This window comes from Streptomyces axinellae, assembly GCF_039532135.1.
Taxonomy (GTDB): domain Bacteria; phylum Actinomycetota; class Actinomycetes; order Streptomycetales; family Streptomycetaceae; genus Streptomyces; species Streptomyces axinellae.
In genome coordinates this window covers 91,910-111,237 of sequence record NZ_BAAARJ010000016.1, presented here as the reverse complement: position 1 = coordinate 111,237, position 19,328 = coordinate 91,910, and the positions used below count along the sequence as shown (strand labels likewise).

At 72.7% G+C, this 19,328-nt stretch carries 17 protein-coding genes and 2 pseudogenes; 8 read left to right on the top strand and 11 right to left on the bottom strand.

Annotated elements, in window-relative coordinates:
- Positions 1-52: 52 nt before the first annotated feature.
- The 3 genes from ABD339_RS23295 to ABD339_RS23285 form a co-directional block, all read right to left on the bottom strand.
- Complete coding sequence (locus ABD339_RS23295; RefSeq protein WP_344568372.1) at positions 53-607, bottom strand: isochorismatase family protein; 555 nt, start codon at positions 605-607, stop codon at positions 53-55.
- Positions 608-673: 66 nt separating this feature from the next.
- On the bottom strand, positions 674-2,215 hold the full coding sequence (locus tag ABD339_RS23290) for an MFS transporter (protein WP_344568371.1): 1,542 nt from the start codon (positions 2,213-2,215) through the stop codon (positions 674-676).
- Positions 2,212-2,877, bottom strand: coding sequence for a MarR family transcriptional regulator (locus tag ABD339_RS23285; RefSeq protein WP_344568370.1), 666 nt, complete (start codon positions 2,875-2,877; stop codon positions 2,212-2,214). Before ABD339_RS23285 ends, ABD339_RS23290 begins: the two co-directional genes overlap by 4 nt.
- A gap of 189 nt (positions 2,878-3,066) precedes the next feature.
- Between ABD339_RS23285 and ABD339_RS23280 the strand changes: the two genes are divergently transcribed.
- The gene (locus ABD339_RS23280) at positions 3,067-5,265 is read left to right on the top strand and encodes a serine/threonine-protein kinase (protein WP_344568369.1); all 2,199 of its coding nucleotides are present in this window, start codon (positions 3,067-3,069) and stop codon (positions 5,263-5,265) included.
- A 92-nt stretch (positions 5,266-5,357) separates the two neighbouring features.
- Here the strand turns inward: ABD339_RS23280 and ABD339_RS23275 are convergent, their stop codons facing one another.
- Positions 5,358-5,738 (bottom strand): AQJ64_40280 family protein, encoded by a 381-nt coding sequence (locus tag ABD339_RS23275; RefSeq protein ID WP_344568368.1) that lies wholly within the window; start codon positions 5,736-5,738, stop codon positions 5,358-5,360.
- Between the two features lie 268 nt (positions 5,739-6,006).
- On the opposite strand from ABD339_RS23275, the gene ABD339_RS23270 reads away from it, so the two are divergent.
- From ABD339_RS23270 to ABD339_RS23255, 4 genes are all read left to right on the top strand, one after another.
- Complete coding sequence (locus ABD339_RS23270) at positions 6,007-6,849, top strand: nitrilase-related carbon-nitrogen hydrolase (protein WP_344568367.1); 843 nt, start codon at positions 6,007-6,009, stop codon at positions 6,847-6,849.
- A gap of 74 nt (positions 6,850-6,923) precedes the next feature.
- A complete protein-coding gene (locus ABD339_RS23265; protein ID WP_344568454.1) occupies positions 6,924-8,231 on the top strand; it encodes an aspartate aminotransferase family protein in 1,308 nt (435 codons plus the stop codon).
- Positions 8,228-9,664: a dihydropyrimidinase gene (hydA, locus tag ABD339_RS23260; protein ID WP_344568366.1), complete on the top strand. Its 1,437-nt coding sequence runs from the start codon at positions 8,228-8,230 to the stop codon at positions 9,662-9,664. The genes ABD339_RS23265 and hydA overlap by 4 nt, the downstream gene beginning before the upstream one ends.
- 41 nt (positions 9,665-9,705) lie before the next feature.
- On the top strand, positions 9,706-10,725 hold the full coding sequence (locus ABD339_RS23255; protein ID WP_344568365.1) for a TIGR03842 family LLM class F420-dependent oxidoreductase: 1,020 nt from the start codon (positions 9,706-9,708) through the stop codon (positions 10,723-10,725).
- A gap of 63 nt (positions 10,726-10,788) precedes the next feature.
- Here the strand turns inward: ABD339_RS23255 and ABD339_RS23250 are convergent, their stop codons facing one another.
- From ABD339_RS23250 to ABD339_RS23240, 3 genes and pseudogenes are all read right to left on the bottom strand, one after another.
- Positions 10,789-11,112 carry a GNAT family N-acetyltransferase gene (locus tag ABD339_RS23250; protein WP_344568364.1) on the bottom strand — a complete coding sequence of 108 codons (324 nt, stop codon included), beginning with the start codon at positions 11,110-11,112 and terminating at the stop codon, positions 10,789-10,791.
- 47 nt (positions 11,113-11,159) lie between these two features.
- Entirely contained in the window at positions 11,160-11,759 is a 600-nt protein-coding gene (locus ABD339_RS23245) for a DsbA family protein (protein WP_344568363.1), read from the bottom strand.
- Between the two features lie 48 nt (positions 11,760-11,807).
- Positions 11,808-12,676: pseudogene (locus ABD339_RS23240) on the bottom strand (helix-turn-helix transcriptional regulator).
- Between the two features lie 27 nt (positions 12,677-12,703).
- Between ABD339_RS23240 and ABD339_RS23235 the strand changes: the two are divergent.
- Positions 12,704-12,904, top strand: a pseudogene (locus ABD339_RS23235) (SDR family oxidoreductase); the annotation flags it as partial.
- Between the two features lie 397 nt (positions 12,905-13,301).
- Here the strand turns inward: ABD339_RS23235 and lplAB are convergent.
- Positions 13,302-14,357 (bottom strand): lipoate-protein ligase LplAB, encoded by a 1,056-nt coding sequence (gene lplAB, locus ABD339_RS23225; protein ID WP_344568362.1) that lies wholly within the window; start codon positions 14,355-14,357, stop codon positions 13,302-13,304.
- Positions 14,358-14,922: 565 nt separating this feature from the next.
- Between lplAB and ABD339_RS23220 the strand changes: the two genes are divergently transcribed.
- Together ABD339_RS23220 and ABD339_RS23215 are read left to right on the top strand one after the other, a co-directional pair.
- A complete protein-coding gene (locus ABD339_RS23220) occupies positions 14,923-15,636 on the top strand; it encodes a hypothetical protein (RefSeq protein ID WP_344568361.1) in 714 nt (237 codons plus the stop codon).
- A gap of 280 nt (positions 15,637-15,916) precedes the next feature.
- A complete protein-coding gene (locus tag ABD339_RS23215) occupies positions 15,917-16,276 on the top strand; it encodes a hypothetical protein (RefSeq protein ID WP_344568360.1) in 360 nt (119 codons plus the stop codon).
- 88 nt (positions 16,277-16,364) lie between these two features.
- Here ABD339_RS23215 and ABD339_RS23210 read toward each other — a convergent pair whose 3' ends face one another.
- From ABD339_RS23210 to ABD339_RS23200, 3 genes are all read right to left on the bottom strand, one after another.
- Positions 16,365-17,117 carry a 3-oxoacyl-ACP reductase family protein gene (locus ABD339_RS23210; protein WP_344568359.1) on the bottom strand — a complete coding sequence of 251 codons (753 nt, stop codon included), beginning with the start codon at positions 17,115-17,117 and terminating at the stop codon, positions 16,365-16,367.
- Between the two features lie 354 nt (positions 17,118-17,471).
- Positions 17,472-18,512 (bottom strand): aminoglycoside phosphotransferase family protein, encoded by a 1,041-nt coding sequence (locus ABD339_RS23205; protein ID WP_344568358.1) that lies wholly within the window; start codon positions 18,510-18,512, stop codon positions 17,472-17,474.
- A gap of 5 nt (positions 18,513-18,517) precedes the next feature.
- Positions 18,518-19,300 carry an SIR2 family NAD-dependent protein deacylase gene (locus tag ABD339_RS23200; protein WP_344568357.1) on the bottom strand — a complete coding sequence of 261 codons (783 nt, stop codon included), beginning with the start codon at positions 19,298-19,300 and terminating at the stop codon, positions 18,518-18,520.
- Between the last annotated feature and the right edge of the window lie 28 nt (positions 19,301-19,328).

The window sequence follows — 19,328 nt, the reverse complement described above, 5'->3', positions numbered from 1 at the left end:
ACGGCCGACCGGGGTGGTGGCCTGGGGCTCGCGGCGACCCCCGGGAGGACCATCAGGGGAGGGTGGCCAGGATCTCGTCCGTGGTGGCGGTTTCGCCCAGGCGCGGGAAGACGCCCTCGACCGAGGCCCGGTGGCCGTCGGCGGAGATGTCGGTGCAGGCGTCCACGGCGACCGTCACGTGGTAGCCGTGCTCGTGCGCGGCGCGGGCCGTCGATTCGACACCGAAGCGGGTGGCGATCCCGCCGAGCACGATCTGGGTGACACCCCGGCGCCGCAGCTCCAAGTCGAGCGAGGTGCCGTAGAAGGCGCCCCAGCTCTGCTTGGTGACGCGGATGTCCGTGTCCTGGACGTCGAGTTCCGGTACGAGGTCGGTCCAGTCGGGCGCCGCGGTGCCGCTGCGGAGGGAGATCTCGGTGCGGCCGGGCGGTGTGGCCTTCACGTTGACGAGGACCACAGGCAGCCCGCGAAGGCGGAACTCCGTGGCGAGCCGGGTCCCGCGCTCGATCACCTCGGCCGGGGTGAAGGGCGCGCCGGGGATGCTGGTGATGCCCTTCTGGAGGTCGATCAGTACGAGGGCGGACCGGGGGTCGATGGCGCTGAGGGCCATGAAGTGCTCCTTGAAGTGCGGGATGCGTGGAATTCGGGGGAATATGGCGAAATAGATGGAGGCTGATTATGAACGGCCGTGCAGGGCACGGTCGGTGCCGGTCAGGACGCACAGCACGGCGCCGAGGACGACCGCCGTCACGGCTATGAGGTGCAGGCCCGCGTCGTCGGCCCGGTGGCCGTAGAAGAGGGCGATCAGGCTGGACGCGGTGATGGCACCGAGGTATTGCGAGGTGCGCTGGAGCCCGGCCGCCGCGCCCACCCCGTCGGCGGGTGCCTGCGCGGCGACGGCCGCCTGGTTGCTCGTACCGGCCAGCCCCTGGGGCAGGCCGAACAGCACGGAGGCCAGCAACAGCAGCGCCAGCGGGGTGTCGCTGTGGGCGAAGGCCAGTGTTCCGGCGCCCGCGAGCAGCAGTACGGCCGCCAGTGTCAGGGGTCCGCGTATGCCCTCCGTGCGGGCGCCCAGCAGCGAACACGCCGCTGCCGCCAGCGACATGGGCAGCATGATCAGCCCGGCGCCGGACGACGAGAATCCGTGCGACTCCTCCAGCCACTGCGCGAAGCCGTACATGACGCAGTAGATGACCAGATAGGTCAGCCCGTGCCGCAGATAGGTCAGCACCAGCGGCCGGTGACGGGCCAGTACCCGCAGGTCCAGGAAGGGCGCGTGGCACCGCAGTTGCCACCACACGAAGGCGGTGGCCAATGCCGCGAGCGGCGCCAGCAGCACCCAGCGCGGGCGGGCCAGGTCCATCAGGAAGAGCATCGCGGTGGTGAGCGCGGCGGCGAACAGGAGAATGCCCGGTACATCGATGGAGACCGTGCCGGTGGGGCCGGCCGTACGCGCGGGGGCGCGGCGGGCGCGCGGGCCTTTGGCGATGGTGCCTTCGGAGGTCGTGCTGCCGGTGGGCGGGGTGTCCTCGCGGAGTGCGGTGTGCGCGTCCTCGGGGAGCCACAGCATCGCGAGGACCAGGCCGGCGAGTGCGATGGGTACGTTGACGGCGAAGATCGCGCGCCAGCCCACCGTCGCCGCCAGCAGTCCGCCCAGCACCGGCCCGGTGGCGGCACTGCCCAGCGCCGCCAGCGACAGCCGGCCCAGGACCGGACGCGGTACGGGCCGCCCCAGCCGGGCCGCCTCGCCGCGCAGCAGCGCCATCGCGCACGGATACGCCGCCGAGGTGCCGATGCCCAGCAGCACCCGGGAGGCGATCAGCCAGCCGAAGGCGGGTGCCGCCGCGCCCACCGCCCCGGCCGTCAGCACGATGACCAGACCCGCCAGGAACACCTTCCGGGGCCCGAAGAGGTCGGCCAGCTTGCCCATGGTGGGCTGGGAGACGGCGCTGGCGAGGTAGAGCGCGGCCACCAGCCAGGCGGTCTCGGCGGCTCCGACGTCGAAGCCGCGCCCGACGGCCACCAACGCGGTCGCGATCATCGTCGAGTTGACCGGGTTGAGCAGCGAGCCGAGCAGCAGCGGCGTCATGAGGCGGGCACCGAACCCGCGCTCGGTGGCGGGCAGTTGCCCGGCGGTGGAGGAAGTGCAGGCAGCGGTGGAGGGAGAGGAGGAGGGGGGCGCGGGGGAGTCGGTGGGCTGCCCGAGGGTGCGCTTCATCGGGTGGCGGCTTCGTCCGGCGGGGTGTCGTTGTTGTCGTTGTTGTTTTCGGCCACCAGCCGCCTCAGCAGCGCGGCGGCCTCGCTGAGCCTGCGCTGTTCGTCGGCGTCGAGCCGGGTGGCGATGGCGTCGGCCAGCCAGCCGCGCTTGGCGCGCAGGACGGCCTCCAGAGTGCGCCTGCCCTCGTCGGTCAGCGAGAAGACCACCTGCCGGCCGTCGGTGGGGTGCGGGCTGCGGGTCAGCACGCCCTGCTCCTCCAGTGCGCCCACGGTGATCCGCATCGACTGCGGACGCACGAGTTCGGCGCGGGCGAGCGCCGCGATGGTGGTCGGGCCCCAGTGGTAGATCCGGCCCAGGGCGGAGCGCTGTGTCGGCGTGAACGCGCCCGCGGGTGACGCGGCGCGCAGCTGTCGGCTCAGCGCCGCGACGGCGGCGGAGACCTCGGCGGCCACGCGAGCGTGCTCCAGCGCCGGCTCCTGGGCTCGGTCCTGGCCCGGCGCCTGGGCCCGGTCCTGGTCCGGCGCCTGGGCTCGGTCCTGGTCCGGCGTCTTGGCTCGGTCCTGGTCCGGCGCCTGGGCTCGACCCGGGGCTCGGTCCTGGGGCGGCTGCGGCGCCGGATCGCGGGACGGCTGCGGGGTCGGGCCCGGCTCCTGGGACGGCATGCCGTCACCGTAGAACTTCGACAGGGAAACTTGCAAGTTTTCCTGTCGAAGTTGCGAGGCTGCCGACGGGCCCGGCGGGGTTCGAGCGGGCCCCGGCGAGGACGGGCCGCTCGGTGCGTGGTGGCCGTTCGATCACAGGCCGTACGATCCTTGTTTCCAGTCGAAGGCCCAGGAGTCGGGGGAGCGGGCATGAGAGCGCTGCGTGCGGAGGATCCTGAACGCATCGGTGAGTACCGGCTGTTGGGGCGGCTGGGCGAGGGCGGGATGGGCTGCGTATACCTCGCGCAGTCCCCGCGCGGGCGCACCGTGGCGGTCAAGCTCGTACGGCGCGAGCTGGCCGGTCACGCGGAGTTCCGGCGCCGTTTCGAGCAGGAGATCAGCGCGGCACGCCGTGTCGGCGGCGAGTGGACGGCGCCCGTCCTGGACGCGGATCCGGACGCGGCCCAGCCCTGGGTCGCCACCGGCTACATCGCGGGCATCTCGCTGCACGAGGCCGTCGCGGGGCGCGGGCGTCATACCCGGCTCCCGGAGCGGACCTTGCGCATCCTCGCCAACCGGCTCGGCCTCGCCCTGCGCGCCATCCACGGGGCGGGGCTGGTCCACCGCGATGTGAAGCCCTCGAACATCCTGGTCACCATCGACGGACCGCGCGTCATCGACTTCGGGATCGCGCGGGCGCTGGAGACGGTCGCCGACGGCAACCTGACGCGCACCGGCGACATCGTCGGCTCGCCCGGCTTCATGTCACCCGAACAGGTACGCGGCGACCACCTGAGCGCGGCCAGCGACATCTTCTCCCTCGGCTCGGTGCTGGCCTTCGCCGCTCGCGGCCGTACGCCCTTCGGGAGCGCGGGCAGCGCCGGGCACGCGCTGATGTACCGCATCACCCATGAGGAACCCGATCTGGAGGGGGTGCCGGAGGGGCTGCGGCCCCTGGTCGCCGACTGCCTCGCCAAGGACGCCGGGGCGCGCCCTTCGGTGGCCGAACTCGTGGCGCGTACGGCAGATCCGCAGGGCGCTCCCGGGCCCTCGGCGACGGCTGCCGACTCCGCCGAGCCCTGGCTGCCCGCCAACCTCGTCGCCGAACTCGGCCGTCACGCGGCCCGACTCCTGGACGCCGAGGTCCCCGGTGCGCAGGCGGCGGCCGACCGTGCCGCCGGGGCCCCGGCGATCGCGCCCCGGCCGGACGCCCCGTCCGAGGCCCCTGCCCCCACCTCGGCCTCCGGCCCCGCCTCCGCCTTCGGGGGCGAGGCCGGGGACACGCCCGGGGACGAGACCGGGGGCGAGGTGGGGGAGGGCCGCGAGGGCGCGGGCCCCGGCGTGAAGCCGGGGCTGCACGGCATGGCCACCGTCACCGGCTCCGCACAGCACGCGCAGGCGGAACCAGCGGCACCCGCGCCCGCACCGTCCGCCCTCCCGGCGTCCGCACCCCTGACCTCGCCCGGCCCGCCCGATCAGCAGGCGCCGTATTCCCTCTCCGGCCAGGCGCGGGCCGAGCGTTCGCACCGGCGCGGTGTCCTGCTGGGGGCGCTCGGTGTCGTGCTGGCGCTGGTCTCGGGCGCGGGCACCTTCGTCGCGCTGCGCGTCCACGACTCCTCCGGCGACGACGGCGGCGCCCGGCGAGACGGCTCACGCGCACCCGCCTCCTCCCACACGGGCGGCGCCGGGCCCAGCGAGCCCTCCGGCGCCGAGCGCACCAGTCCGGCGGCCGGCGGGGCTTTGCCCCGAGGCTATGTGGGCGCGTGGCAGGGCAGTGTCCAGGACGCCGACGGCTCGACGATCACCCGCCGCTTCGAGATCCGGCAGGGGAAGAAGGGCGAGGTCGTCGCCAAGACCTTCAACGTGCGCGACAACGCGATGTGCGAGGGAGAGGCCACCCTCGTCTCGTTCGGCACGAGCATGAAGATCACCAGCGAGATCACCGAGAGCCACCCGGCGGCCAGACCCTGCACGCCGTACGGCGAGCAGGCCCTCACCCTCAAACCCGACGGCACCCTCGGCTGGACCTACCCCGCCAGCTCCCTGTCCGCCACCCTGCGCCGGGTCACCGACACCGCACGGCCCGTGCCCCGCCGGCTGCTGGGCAAGTGGGAGGCCGAATCGGGCGAACACGACGGTCTCACCCTCGACTTCGGGCAGGGCCGCGTCGGCATGGCCACCTTGCAGCTGAGGGGGAAGGACGGCCGCGAGTGCGAGGCGACGATGACGCTGGGCGCCGCGGACGGCGAAACCCTCGTCTACGGCCCGGCCGATTCCGGCGGGGCGGCGGAGGGCTCGTGCGGGCCGGCGAGGAGGGCTCTTTCCGTCACCCCCTCGACCGGTGACACCGTTCGCCTGCACACCCCGGAGGACGCCTCCGGCACGACCCTCACCTTCGCCCGGCCGTAGAAACGCCGCCGTCCGGCCGTGGGACAGGCTGTCCCGCCCGTAGGACACACCGCCCCGCCCGCAGGACATGCCGTCCCGGGCGTCAGGACATGTCAGGACATGCTGTCCCGGACGGCGGCCCGCGCGTCCGGGCCCAGCAGCTGGTGCACCTTCATGCCCGGCAGAGTGGGCAGTTGCGCCCAGTGGGTGACCGTCTCCTCGCTCGGGCCGCCGTAGGGCAGGCGGACGACGCGGTCGTGGTCGACGAAGCAGTCGCGGTGCTCGGTCCCGTCCTCGGCGAAGTGGAGGCTGGTGAAGTACATCGGCAGCACCAGCCAGAAGTCCTCGCCGTCCGCCCGGGCGGCCCCGGACCCGGCCTCGGGCGGGTAGCGGCCCGTTGTCGCCGCCGCCACGGGCATTCCGTCCTTCGGCAGGCGCTCGCGCGCGTCCACCCACTTCATCACCGCGTCCATGCCGACCAGTCGACCACGCACCCCGGTGACGCTCAGGCGACCCGAAAACCCCGGGGGCCCCGCGCCCCCTCCCGGAGGATCTTTCGGTGGGAATCGCACGGGCCTGCCCGCCCGCCGGCCGGGCCCTCACCAGGGGGTTCGGCCCCCGCGCCGGCAACCGCTCCCCGCAGGGGTTCTTGTCATGGGTTCAAACGCGACCTACGGTCGCATCCTCACGGATATCTACGCGTGTCGAACAAGGCTTCACCTCGCACAGGACCGGGCTTCACCCCTCACGAAGGAGCCGCTCATGCCCGACGTTGTACGAGCCGCGCTGGTGCAGGCGACCTGGACGGGCGACACCGAGTCGATGATCGCCAAGCACGAGGCGCACGCCCGCGAGGCCGCCCGCCAGGGCGCGAAGATCATCGGCTTCCAGGAGGTCTTCAACGCCCCCTACTTCTGCCAGGTCCAGGACCCCGAGCACTACCGCTGGGCCGAACCCGTCCCCGACGGACCCACCACCCGCCGGATGAGCGAACTGGCGCGCGAGACCGGCATGGTCGTCGTCTCGCCGGTCTTCGAGGTGGACGGCCCGGGCTTCTACTACAACACCGCCGCCGTCATCGACGCCGACGGCACCGTGCTCGGCACCTACCGCAAGCACCACATCCCGCAGCTCAAGGGCTTCTGGGAGAAGTTCTACTTCCGCCCCGGCAACCAGGGCTGGCCGGTGTTCGACACCGCCGTGGGCAAGGTCGGGGTCTATATCTGCTACGACCGGCACTTCCCCGAGGGCTGGCGCGCCCTCGGCCTGGCCGGTGCCCAGCTCGTCTACAACCCGTCCGCGACCTCGCGCGGACTGTCCGCCTACCTGTGGCAGCTCGAACAGCCGGCCGCCGCCGTCGCCAACGCCTACTTCGTCGCCGCCATCAACCGCGTCGGCACCGAGGAGTACGGCGACAACGACTTCTACGGGACGAGCTATTTCGCCGACCCGCGTGGGCAGTTCGTAGGGGAGGTCGCGAGCGACAAGGAAGAGGAGCTGGTCGTCCGCGACCTCGACCTCGGCGTGATCGACGAAGTCCGGCAGCAGTGGGCCTTCTACCGGGACCGACGGCCGGACGCCTACGGAGGGCTGGTACAGCCGTGAGTCTCCCGCAAGGCCCGCACACCGCACCTCACTCCGAACCCCCTTCCCCGCCCCGCTCCGAACTCCAGCGCGCGCTGCACACCCGGCACCGCGCGGTGCTCCCGGACTGGCTCGCGCTCTCCTACGAACAGCCGCTGGAGATCACCCACGGCGAGGGCCGGTACGTCTGGGACGCCGAAGGCCGCCGCTACCTCGACTTCTTCGGCGGCATCCTCACCACCATGACCGCCCACGCGCTGCCCGAGGTCACCAAGGCCGTCTCAGAACAGGCCGCGCGCATCCTGCACACCTCCACGCTCTACCTCAACCGGCCCATGGTGGAGCTGGCCGAGCGCATCGCGGCCCTGTCCGGCATCCCCGACGCGCGGGTCTTCTTCACCACTTCCGGCACCGAGGCCAACGACGCCGCCCTGCTGCTGGCCACCGCCTACCGCCGCTCCCACCAGGTCCTGGCGATGCGCAACAGCTACCACGGCCGCTCCTTCTCCGCCGTCGGCATCACCGGCAACCGCTCCTGGTCACCCACCTCGCTCTCCCCCCTGCACACCCTCTACGTGCACGGCGGCGTCCGCACCCGGGGCCCGTACGCGCACCTGGACGACGCGGCGTTCACCGCCGCCTGCGTCGCCGACCTGGAGGACATGCTCGGCCAGACCCGGGGCGACGTGGCCGCGCTGATCGCCGAACCCGTCCAGGGCGTCGGCGGGTTCACCTCGCCGCCCGACCAGCTCTACGCCGCCTTCCGCGAAGTCCTCCAGCGGCACGGCATCTTGTGGATCTCCGATGAGGTGCAGACCGGCTGGGGCAGGACCGGCGACCACTTCTGGGGCTGGCAGGCCCACGACGCGGCCGGCCCGCCCGACATCCTCACCTTCGCCAAGGGCATCGGCAACGGCATGTCCGTCGGCGGCGTCGTCGCCCGCGCCGAGGTCATGAACTGCCTGGACGCCAACTCCATCTCGACCTTCGGCGGCAGCCCCGTCACGATGGCCGCCGCCAACGCCAACCTCGCCCACCTGCTCGCACACGATCTGCAGGGCAACGCCCGCCGGGTCGGCGGTCTGCTGGCCGAGCGGCTGCGCGCCGCGAGCGCCGGTCTCGACATCGTGCGCGAGGTGCGCGGGCGGGGCCTGATGATCGGAGTCGAGCTGGTGTTCCCCAGCACTGGCGACCCCTCCCCGGAGGCGGCCTCCCTCGTGCTGGAGGCCGCGCGTGAGGGCGGCCTGCTCATCGGCAAGGGCGGCGGCCACTCCACCAACAGCGTCCTGCGCATCGCACCCCCGCTCAGCCTCACCACCGCCGAGGCCGAAGCGGGCGCCGCGGTCCTCGAACGGGCCCTGCACACCGCCCAGCACGAGCTGTCAGGGAAGGCCACACCATGACCTCCTCGTCACCGACGCCAGTGAAGCCGGCGCAGCCATCGACCCTCATCACCGGCGGCCTCGTCATCACCGCCTCCGACGAGCTGCACGCCGACCTCCTGATCGAGAACGGACGCGTCGCCGGCCTCGCCGCCCCGGGCACCGCCGCCGCCGAGGCGTTCAGCGCCGACCGCGTGCTGGACGCCACCGGCAAGTACGTCATCCCGGGAGGTGTGGACGGGCACACCCACATGGACTTCCCGTTCGGCGGGACGTTCTCCAGCGACGACTTCGAGACCGGCACCCGGGCCGCCGCCTGGGGCGGCACCACGACCATCGTCGACTTCGCCGTCCAGACCAGGGGCCGAGCGCTGCGCGAGGGCCTCGACACCTGGCACGCCAAGGCCGACGGGCGCTGCAGTGTGGACTACGGGTTCCACATGATCCTCTCCGATGTGAACGAGAGCTCGCTCAAGGAGATGGACGGCCTGGTCGAGGAGGGGGTGACCTCCTTCAAGATGTTCATGGCCTACCCCGGCGTCTTCTACAGCGACGACGGGCAGATCCTGCGCGCCATGCAGCGCACCGCCGCCAACGGCGGGCTGACGATGATGCACGCCGAGAACGGAATCGCCATCGACGTCCTGGTCGAACAGGCCCTCGCCGCCGGGCGCACCGACCCCCGCCACCACGGCGAGGTCCGCAAAGCGCTCCTGGAGGCCGAGGCCACCCACCGCGCCATCCAGCTCGCCCGCGTCGCCGGATCGCCGCTCTACGTCGTCCATGTCTCCGCGCGCGAGGCGGTCGAACAGCTCGCCGCCGCACGCGGCATGGATCTGCCCGTCTTCGGCGAGACCTGCCCGCAGTACCTCTACCTGAGCACCGACAACCTGGCGGAACCGGACTTCGGCGGCGCCAAATACGTGTGCAGCACCCCGCTGCGGCCCGCCGAACACCAGGCCGCGCTGTGGCGGGCACTGCGCACCGACGACCTCCAGGTCGTCTCCACCGACCACTGCCCCTTCTGCTTCACGGGCCAGAAGGACCTCGGCCGCGGCGACTTCTCCAAGATCCCCAACGGGATGCCCGGCGTCGAACACCGCATGGATCTGCTCCACCAGGCCGTCGTGGACGGCCACTTGACCCGCCGCCGCTGGATCGAGCTGGCCTGCGCCACCCCCGCGCGCATGTTCGGCCTCTACCCGAAGAAGGGCACCCTGGCGCCCGGCGCCGACGCCGATGTCGTCGTCTACGACCCGCACGCCGAGCAGACCCTCTCCGCCGCCACCCACCACATGAACGTCGACTACTCCGCCTACGAGGGAAAACGCCTCACCGGCCGCGTCGAGACGGTGCTCTCGCGCGGCGAGGCCGTTATCGACCGGCGCACATACACCGGCCGCGCCGGCCATGGTCAGTACGTGCCGCGCGGTATCTGCCAGTTCTTGAACTGACGCAGCGTGAACTGACGCAGCCTGATCTGAAGGGCTCAGCGATGGACTTCGGACTCGTTCTCCAGACCGACCCGCCCGGCTCCGCCACCGTCGGACTCATGCGCCGCGCCGAACGCAACGGCTTCCGCTACGGCTGGACCTTCGACTCGCCCGTGCTGTGGCAGGAGCCGTACGTCATCCACAGCCGCATCCTCGCCCACACCACCCAGCTGACCGTCGGCCCGATGGTGACCAATCCCGGCAGCCGCTCCTGGGAGGTCACCGCCTCCACCTTCGCCACCCTCAACGAGATGTACGGCAACCGCACCGTCTGCGGCATCGGGCGCGGCGACTCCGCGATGCGGGTCGCCGGGCGCCCGCCCGTCACCCTCAACCGGCTCGGCCAGGCCATCACCGCCATCCGCGATCTGGCCGAGGGCCGCGAGGCCGTCGTGGACGGCAACCCGATGCGGCTGCCCTGGGTGCGCGACGGACGGCTGCCCGTATGGATGGCCGCTTACGGCCCCAAGGCGCTGGCCCTGGCCGGCCGCGAGGCCGACGGGTTCATCCTCCAGCTCGCCGACCCGGTGCTGACCTCGTGGATGACGGCGGCGGTCCGCCAGGCGGCGGCCCAGGCCGGGCGCGACCCCGCCTCGGTCACCATCTGCGTGGCCGCGCCCGCCTATGTGTGCGAGGACACCCCGGCGGCGCTCGCGCACGCGCGGGAGCAGTGCCGCTGGTTCGGCGGCATGGTCGGCAACCACGTCGCCGACCTCGTGTCCCGCTACGGCGAGCACTCCGACGTGGTGCCCGCCGCGCTCACCTCCTACATCAAGGAGCGCGCCGGCTACGACTACGCACACCACGGGCGCGTGGGCAACCCCGACACGGCCTTCGTGCCGGACGACACCGTGGACCGCTTCTGCCTCATCGGCCCCGAACAAGCCCATGTCGCACGGTTGAGGGAACTGGCGGAGCTGGGCGTGGACCAATTCGCGCTGTACGCGATGCACGACGCGAAGGAGCGGGCCATCGACGCCTACGGATCAGGGGTGATCCCCGCGCTGGGCGCGCCGGTCTGACGGGCGGAAGGACAGCCGTGCGGCCGGACCGGGCCCAGCCCGGGACCCGTCATCCGGCCGCCGTCAGTTCCCGCTCTTCTCGTAGATCAGCGACTGGTAGTCCGGATGTTTGCGGACCCAGCCCGCGAAGAAGGGGCAGACCGGCGCGACCTTGTCGCCCGCCTCCCGCGCGGACTCCAGGACGGCACGGGAGAGCGCGCCACCCACGCCCCGGCCCTCGAAATCCGGCTCCACCTCGGTGTGGGTCAGCGCCACCATCCCGGGGGCGCGGAGATACTGCGCGACCCCGGCCAAAGCCCCTCCGATCCGGGCCTCGTAGCGGCTCTCGGCGGGGTTGTCGGTGATCTCCACACGCTGGTCCCGGGCCTCGTTCTTGGTCTCGCCCATGCCTGCCGCTCCTGACTCGGACTCGTCGTGACTCGGACTCGTCGCGCTCATGTGGTCGCGTGGATCTGCGCGGTGAACTCCTCCGGGCGGACGGCCTGCCCCTTGCGGTCGAGAACGGCCACCGGCCGGTCCCGGAAGATCACCGTCGGAGTCGCGGCGACCCCGCTCTCGTCGTACGCGCGACCGACCCGCTCCACCCACTCGTGGAACGCCGACTCCAGCACCTGCGTCTCGAACGTCGCGTCGCGCAGCCCCTCGACATCGTTGGCCAGGCCCAGCAGCATGCGTTCTTCCGCGAAGGCGTCGTTGTGCTCGTGCGGCTGGTTGAGATACAGGGTTCGCAGGTAGGCCATGAAATGGCGTTGGCCCCGGTTGGCGGCGGCGCCGAGCGCGTTGAGCGCGCGGTGCGAGCCGTGGCCGCCGAGCGTCTCGTCCAGGAACGTCGCGAAATGGTAGTGCAGCACCACGTCCCCGTCGTCCGCGAGCTGCCGCATGGTGGCGCCGAGCGCGTTCTCCATGCGCTTGCAGTAGGGGCAGCGCAGATCGGCGTAGACATCGAGGACGGGGGCCCCCGGCGACGGCCCCTCGGGGTCGGCCCCGTAGACCACCGTCGTACCGCCCTCGCCCGTCGTGTTCGCCGGAATCATGCCGCCAGCCTGCGCGCGGGAGCGGGACCGGTCAACGGGGGCGGGCCATTACGGTGAGCCCGCTCGGGGAAGCGTGCCCGGCACGGTCATGCGCTGGGTGCCCAGGACCGACAGCAGGCGCAGCGCTTCTTCCGAGGGTGAGCCGGGGGCGGCGGTGTAGAGGACGACCTGCTGATCCCGGTCGGTGACGTCGAGAAGGTCGCAGTTGACGGTGGCCGGGCCGACCAGCGGATGCTGGCACGTCTTGACCGGCGTGGGCTCGGCCGTCACATCGTGCGAGGCCCACAGCCGGGCGAAACTCTCGCTTCCGGCCAGGAGTTCGGCGACCAGCTCGGCCACTTCCGGATCGTCGGGGTAGCGGGCGGTGGCGGCGCGCAGCCGCTGGGCGGAGTGGCAGGAGAACCCTTCCACATCCGACACTCCGTACAGCCGCCTGCCCGGGGGGTGCGGTTCGAGGAAGGCCCGGCGCACAAGATCGCGGTCCCGGCGCGGCAGGGCGGAGAAGTCCCCCATGAGGGCCGCCGCCAGATCGTTCCAGGCGATCACCTCGACCGTGGCCGACACCACGATCGCGGCGGCCTGCGGCAGCCGGTCCAGCAGGTCGAGCAGGCTCTGCCGTACCTCGCGGGAGGGGCCGGGCCGGGGGCGGGGGCGCGCCGGGGAGGTGGTGGAGGTCGCGCTCGGCGTCCGTGAGGCGCAGGGCGCGGGCCAGCCCGGTCAGCACCTCACGGGAGGCCGCGGACCGCGGGCCTGCTCCAGGCGCGTGTAGTACTCGGTCGAGATGAACGCCAGCCGCGCCACCTCCTCGCGGCGCAGGCCCGGGGTGCGGCGCCGCTGTCCGGCGGGCAGCCCTACCTCGGCGGGGGGATCCGCTCGCGCCCGCTGCGCAGAAATGCCGCCGGTTCTCGTCCGTCCACGCCTCCAGTCTGCCCAGGCGCCGCGAGCCGAGCCGGGTGGCGACAGAGATGATCCGCGCGTGGGAAGCGGAGTCACCCGGCCTCGGCGAGCGCCTCAACGCGCACACTCCGCTGCGCCGCGCGGCCGACCCCGAGGAAATCGCCGAGGCCGCCGCCTGGCTGCTGAGCGACCGCGCCTCCTATGTGACCGGCGCGGTCCTGCCCGTGGACGGGTGTGCCGGGGCCTGACTCCCGCCGGGGGCGCGGCCGGGCCCGGCCCCTGCCCGCCGGCTCGAACAGGTCGTCGCGCTGGTCGTCATCCGGATGCGGTACCTGGGCCAGTGCGGTCAGAACATGCGCGGACGCCTGAATGCCGACCCTTGAATGCGGACGCCTGAATACGGCCCTGCTCGACAGGGGTGTAACAGTCCGTGCTGAGGGCGACGAGCCGGGCGACCTCCTCGCGGCGCAGCCCCTGCACGCGCCGGGGGCCGCCGGCCCCGCCGCAGCACCCGCACCCACAGCGGCTGACCCGCCCCGCGCCCGTCACCCCTGCCGCACCCACCGTTCTCGCGGTGCCGAACTCGCCGTACCCCCCGTAGCCTCCGCACGCGTCCCCCGTCCCGGCGCCGGGCCGGGGGGCAGGTCAGGGGATGCGCGCTGTCCACTCGGGGCTGGTGAACTTGGTGGCGGCGAGGTGTTCGGCGCGGGCCATCTCCTCACTGGTCACCTGGCTTCGGGCGAGTCCGTAGCGGGTGCGGAAGGAGTCGATCATGCGGTCGATGACATCAGCGCGGGGCAGGCCGGTCTGGCGGCGCAGCGGATCGACGCGCTTCTTCATGCTCGTGGTGCCCTTGTCGGACATCTTCTCCTTGCCGATGCGGAGCACGTCGAGCATCTTGTCGGCGTCGATGTCGTAGGACATGGTCACGTGGTGCAGTACGGCGCCCTCGCCCATGACGACGCGCTTCTGCGCGGCGCCGGCGATCTTGCCCTCCTTGGAGGCGATGTCGTTGAGCGGCTGATACCACGCCCTGACGCCCATGTCACCGAGCGCGTTCAGGACCCAGTCGTCGAGATAGGCGTACGACTCGGCGAAGGAGAGCCCGGAGACCAGGGAGGCCGGGACCGAGAGGGAGTACGTGATCGTGTTCTCGGCCTCGACGAACATCGCGCCGCCGCCGGAGATCCGCCGGACGACCGTCACCCCGTGGCGAGCAGCGCCCTCCGGTTCGACCTCGTTCCGCAGGGACTGGAAACTGCCGATGATGACGGCGGGGGAGTCCCACTCCCACACGCGCAGGGTCGGGGACCGGTGCCCCAGGGCGACCTCTTCGGTGATGACCTGATCGAGCGCCATGTGCAGGGCGGGCGGCTGGGGCTGCTCGTGGACGAGCTGCCAGTCGTAGTCGGTCCAGTCCGTGGCATGGGCCAGGGCCCGCCGGACGGCGACCGCGACCCCGTCGGCGGTGAGGCCGTACATCACGGTGCCCGCGGGGAGCGCCGCCTCGATGCGGGAGGCGAGCCCGGCGGCATCGGTGTCGGCGGGGGCGCCCTCCAGAGCGCCGTCGATGGCGGTCAGGGCCTCATCCGGTTCCAGGAAGAAGTCCCCCGCGACCCGGACGTCGCGCAGTACCCCGTCCCGGCTCTCCAGATCCACCACTACGAGCTTCCCACCAGGGACTTTGTACTCGCCGTGCATGTCGCTCCGCCTCCTTGACCACAGACCGACCACACGATAGCGCGCGCCGATCCGGCTTCCGCCGGCAAGCGGGCGCGACGGCCCGGAACGCCCGGGCGGCACCGCACGATGACCCCCGTACGCCTCGTGGGGGCGCCCCGTACGGCGGCCCCCACCCGCGCCATCGCCACTTGGTCCGCGCGGCGGCCTCGTCAGGTCCAAAGCGGCTATCGTGACGCCTCGCGGGCCGCCTTCGCCGCATCCGTATGGGCGATCTCGGCCCCGGCGCGATCCGCCCGGCCGAAGCGCAACCAACGGGTCCGGCTTCGTGTCCAACACTGCGTCAGGCGTACAGGGACGAGTAACGGGGGAGTCATCAATGGCCGCTGGAGGACCACCGGGGCAGCCACCCGGTCCGTGGTACGGGAACAACCCGCCGCCGCCCGGCCATTACCCCCCGCCGGGACACCCCTACCCGCCACAACCGCCGTACCCCTACCCGCAACGCCCTTACCCGCCACGCCCCGTACCCGTGCGACGGGCGGGCCCGCTGCGGCGCTTGGGGCGTGTGGTGGGGCCGGTCCCCGTGGGGCGCCGGATCTTCCTGCCGTCCCGGCCCGGCCGTGTCGAGGACGCACGCGTCGCGCGCATCCAGAAGATGCGCACCCTGGTGGGCCTGGCCGCCTTCTCGTTCGTGGCGCTCTCCTACCGCCTCGCCGGGACCCTGAAGGATGTGGCCGAGGACCGGTTCGATCAGTCGTGGTACTCGATCCTCGCCCTGGCGGTCACCCTCCCCCTGGTGATCGCGGCGCTGGCCGCCTTCGCCCTGCCCGCCCGGCGGCGGGAGTTGCTGCGGAGGGCGCTGGGGCCGTTGGGTGCCATGTTCGCGATCTTCGCGGGGATGGTCGTCTTCCCGGCCTCGGTCCTCACCGGATTCTCGGCGGGCCGGTTCGCGGTCAACCCGTTCATGACGGTCGTGACCGCGATCGGCCTCCTGTTCACAGTCGCCTGGGTACTGCCTTTCGTGATCTACGGCGTCGCCATGTCGCTGGTGCATGTCTTCCGCTCGGCGGACATCCACGAGACCGTGCCGCCGCTGGTGGCGATGACGGTGGTGTGGGAGATGCTGCTGGTGGACCTGGTCACCGGCGCCTACGAGGGCGTTCCCGAGGCCCTGCGCGTCGTCATGCTCCTCGGTGCGCCTGTCTCGGTGACCCTGGTGGGCATGTGGGAGCTGCGGCGGCTGCGCCTCCACTACAACCTGCGGCTGCGCGGAGCGCTGATGCGCGACATGCGGTGACCCGGCGGACGCCCGCCAAGCGCTTCCCCGAGACCGCCGCTCCACCCCGCCGAGGCGGCCCGGACCGCTGAACGCGCCGTCCCACCGTGGCAGATGATGCGCGAGCTACCGCGAGGGTTTACCCGGAGTTCGAACTGGCAGTGGACGCCCCGCCCCCCGGGCCCCCGATAGCGTCGAAGAACACCGAACGGGCGCCGCAAGCGCCCGGCCGGTGCGGCACGAACACGGGTGAGGGGCCCTGCTCGACCGCAGGCCCTTCTGTCGGAAAAAGGGGGAGCACATGTTGTTCGCACAAGGACGGGCCCTGGGACGTCGCATCCGCGTGATCGCGGCAACCGCCGGTGCGGTGGGCGCGCTATCGGCGGTGGCGCTCACGGGGGCCGCGCCGGCCGCAGCCGCGGAGAAGGCAGCGGACCGCCCCGCGGTCGCCCTGGACGGCGGCACCGCGCCGGCCTGCATTCTGCGTACCGTCAACAAGAAGACCGACGACGCTGTCGTCACCAACCGGTGCGGCAAGACGATGAGGGTCAAGATCATCGTCAACAACGGATACGACAGCAGCTGCCACACCCTGCGAAACGGCAAGGGCTTCTACTACACGTGGCCGTGGGGGAGTTACGCCCGCACCGTGACCTGCTGAGCGCCGCAGCGCACCACCCGAGGCCGGCTCCCCCTCCGAAGGGGCGCCGGCCTCGCCACGCGGCCGGCCGGGAGCGCACCGGCCGGTCTCAGATCGCGCCGTCCACGGCGAAGGAAGCGCCCGTGACGTAGCGCGCGCCATCGGTGGCCAGGTGGGCGACCGTGTGCGCCACCTCCGCCGGGGTGCCGTAGCGGCCCAGCGCCGTGAGGGCCGCCTGGGCCTCGGCGCCCTCGCCGTGCGCGGGGTTCATGTCGGTGTCGATCGGGCCCGGCGCCACCTGGTTGACGGTGATGCCACGCGCTCCCAACTCGCGGGCCAGGCCCTTGGTCAGGCCGGAGACCGCCGCCTTGCTGGTGGCGTACAGCGTCATGCCGGGGAAGGGGACCCGCTCGGCGACGCAGCTGCCGACGTTGATGATCCGGCCGCCTTCCGCCAGTTGCCCCGCGGCGGCCTGGGCGACGAGGTAGGCACCGCGTACGTTGACCGTCAGTACGCGGTCCACCTCCGCCAACTCCACCTCCTCCAGCGGGCCGTTGGTGCCCACACCCGCGTTGTTGACCACGATGTCGAGGCGGCCGAACTCGGCGACCGCACCGTCCACCGCCGCGCGGATCGACGCCGCGTCGGTCAGGTCCACCCGCACGGCCCAGGCCCGGCCACCGTTCTTCCCGATGCGCGCGACTGTCTCCCGCGCCTGTTCGGCCCCGGCCTCGTAGGTGAGCGCCACCTGCGCGCCCTCCGCCGCGAGCCGCTGCGCGACGGCCGCGCCGATGCCTCGGCTGCCGCCCGTGACGAGGGCCACCTTGCCGCTCAGGGAGGAAAGAGAGGAGTTGCTGGACATCGTCGATACCTGCCGATACGTAGTGGTTTCCGTTCGAACGACCCCATCCTCCGGCGATCCGGCAGCCGCCGCTGGCGGGATCCGGACGGCACGTTCTCGCTTTTGCGCCGACGCGAGGCCGTCCGCTGACGGAACGCCTCCGAAGTGGCCGTGACCGCACGGCGGATGAGCGGGGTGCGGGGTGCGGGGTGCGAGGTGAAGGGGTGCGGGGTGCGACCGGCGCGCGGACCAGGGCGCTGCGCACCCCCGGCCGCGACGCCTCATCCCGCGCCGACGCCTCCTGCCGCGCTAGTGATCCGAGCCAGAGATCCTCGACAAGGTCGCCGCTTACTGTCGGCGAATCTCTGACTCAGGTCACTGGGGAATGTCCGGCGCCGGCCCGTCCAGCGGGGTCGCTTCCCAGGCCCGTGCCCGCTGGGCGCGCAGCAGCGGCAGTGGGCTGTCGTCCCTGCCGCTGAGCCGGTCAGCGAGCCGGATCCGCGTGTCGCAGCGCACCAGTTGGAGCGCTCGCGCACACATCGCCGTCCCGTAGCCGGCGCTCCGCGCCACCCGGAGCGCGGCGGGCGCGCCGATCGACAGGGCCAGGCCCGCGATGTCCTCGGCGGGATCGCCGAGCACCGCGTCCGTCCAGTCCAGCACCCCGCTCACCCGGCCGTCCGGGGCCAGGAGCAGGTGCTCGCCCTTGAGGTCGTAGTGCACCAGCGCTGTGGGTACCCGCGCGGCCGGGGTGGCCGGACAGCGGGTCTCCAGCCGTCGCAGAGCGGCGAGCCCCGCCGCGTATCCGGGTCCGCCGTATGCCTGGGTGCCGTATTCCGGTCCGCTGTACTCCGGTCCGTCGGGCTCCCGTGCGCCGGGCTCCCGTGCGTCATGCCTGCGCCGCGTCTCCCTCCACAGCTCCGCGATGTGGCGGGGCGCGGCGCGGGGCACGCCGAGTGCCGTCGCCTCCCGTAGGGGGAAGTGCGCGAGCCCCGACAGCAGTGCGGCCAGGTCCCGTTCGCCCGCTGCCGCCACCGGTCGCCGCTCGGCGGAGTCGCCGGGCAGCGCGAGGTCGAGCGTATAGGTGAGGTCCGCGTCCCCCTCCCACTCGCCACTGGCCGCGCTGTGCGGCACCGGCACCGGCAGTTTCGCGGCGAGGGCGGCGCGCAGCGCGACCTCGCGGCGCCCTCGGGCGGAGGCCGCGCCGCCGGGCGCCAGTCGCAGCACATAGCGGCTGCCCACCCGCCATGTCGCGTGTTCGCCCCCTTCGTCCACCGGTTCGATACGCCGCTCTTCCCCGGGGGAGGCGGCGAGCAGCCGGTTGACGAGCCTGCGCACGTCCTCGGCGGAAGGGGAAGGCGCCTCCGCCTCCGCCTGAGCCCAGGTCTCCGCGTCCGCGCGTTCCCCCGCCTCCGTCATCGCGCTCAGCCCTCCGCGCCGGAGGGGGCCAGTCGCGCCAGCAGCTTCGGCAGGGCCTCGCCGATGGGCTCGCGCAGCACCTCGTCGGCGAGCGGATCGTAAGGGGTGGGCTCCGCGTTGACGATGACGAGCCGGGCGCCGCTCTCCGCCGCGAGGCCCGCCAGCGAGGCGGCGGGCCGCACCTGGAGGCTCGTACCCACGGCGACGAAGACCTCGCACGCCTTGGCGACGGCAACGGCCTCGGCCAGCACGTCGGGGTCGAGCCGCTGGCCGAACATCACCGTCGCGGACTTGAGGATGCCGCCGCACTCCTCGCACGCCGGGTCCTCCTCGCCCGCCGCCACCCGCTCCAGCGCGCGCTCCATCGTCGAGCGCGCTCCGCAGGCGGTGCACACGACGGTGCGGGAGTTGCCGTGCAGCTCCAGGACCTTGCGGTCCGGCAGCCCGGCGGCCTGGTGCAGGCCGTCCACGTTCTGGGTGATGACGCGTACCGGCACCCCGCTGCGCTCCAGTCGCGCGACGGCGGCGTGCGCGACGTTCGGCCGCGCGCGCCACACCGGGCTCTCGCCGCGCATCCGCCACGAGCGGCGCCTGATGCCGGGATCGGACATGTAGCAGTCGTAGGTGACGAGCTTCTCCGCCTCCGGATCCCGCCGCCACAGCCCTTGCGGGCCCCGGTAGTCGGGGATACCCGAATCGGTGGAGATCCCCGCCCCGCTCAAGACGGCCACCAGCGGCGCGCCCCGTGGCGGCACGCTCCCCGGCGGCGCGTTCTCCGGTGCACCCATGACCTCAGCGTAAGCCGGATCCCGCCGC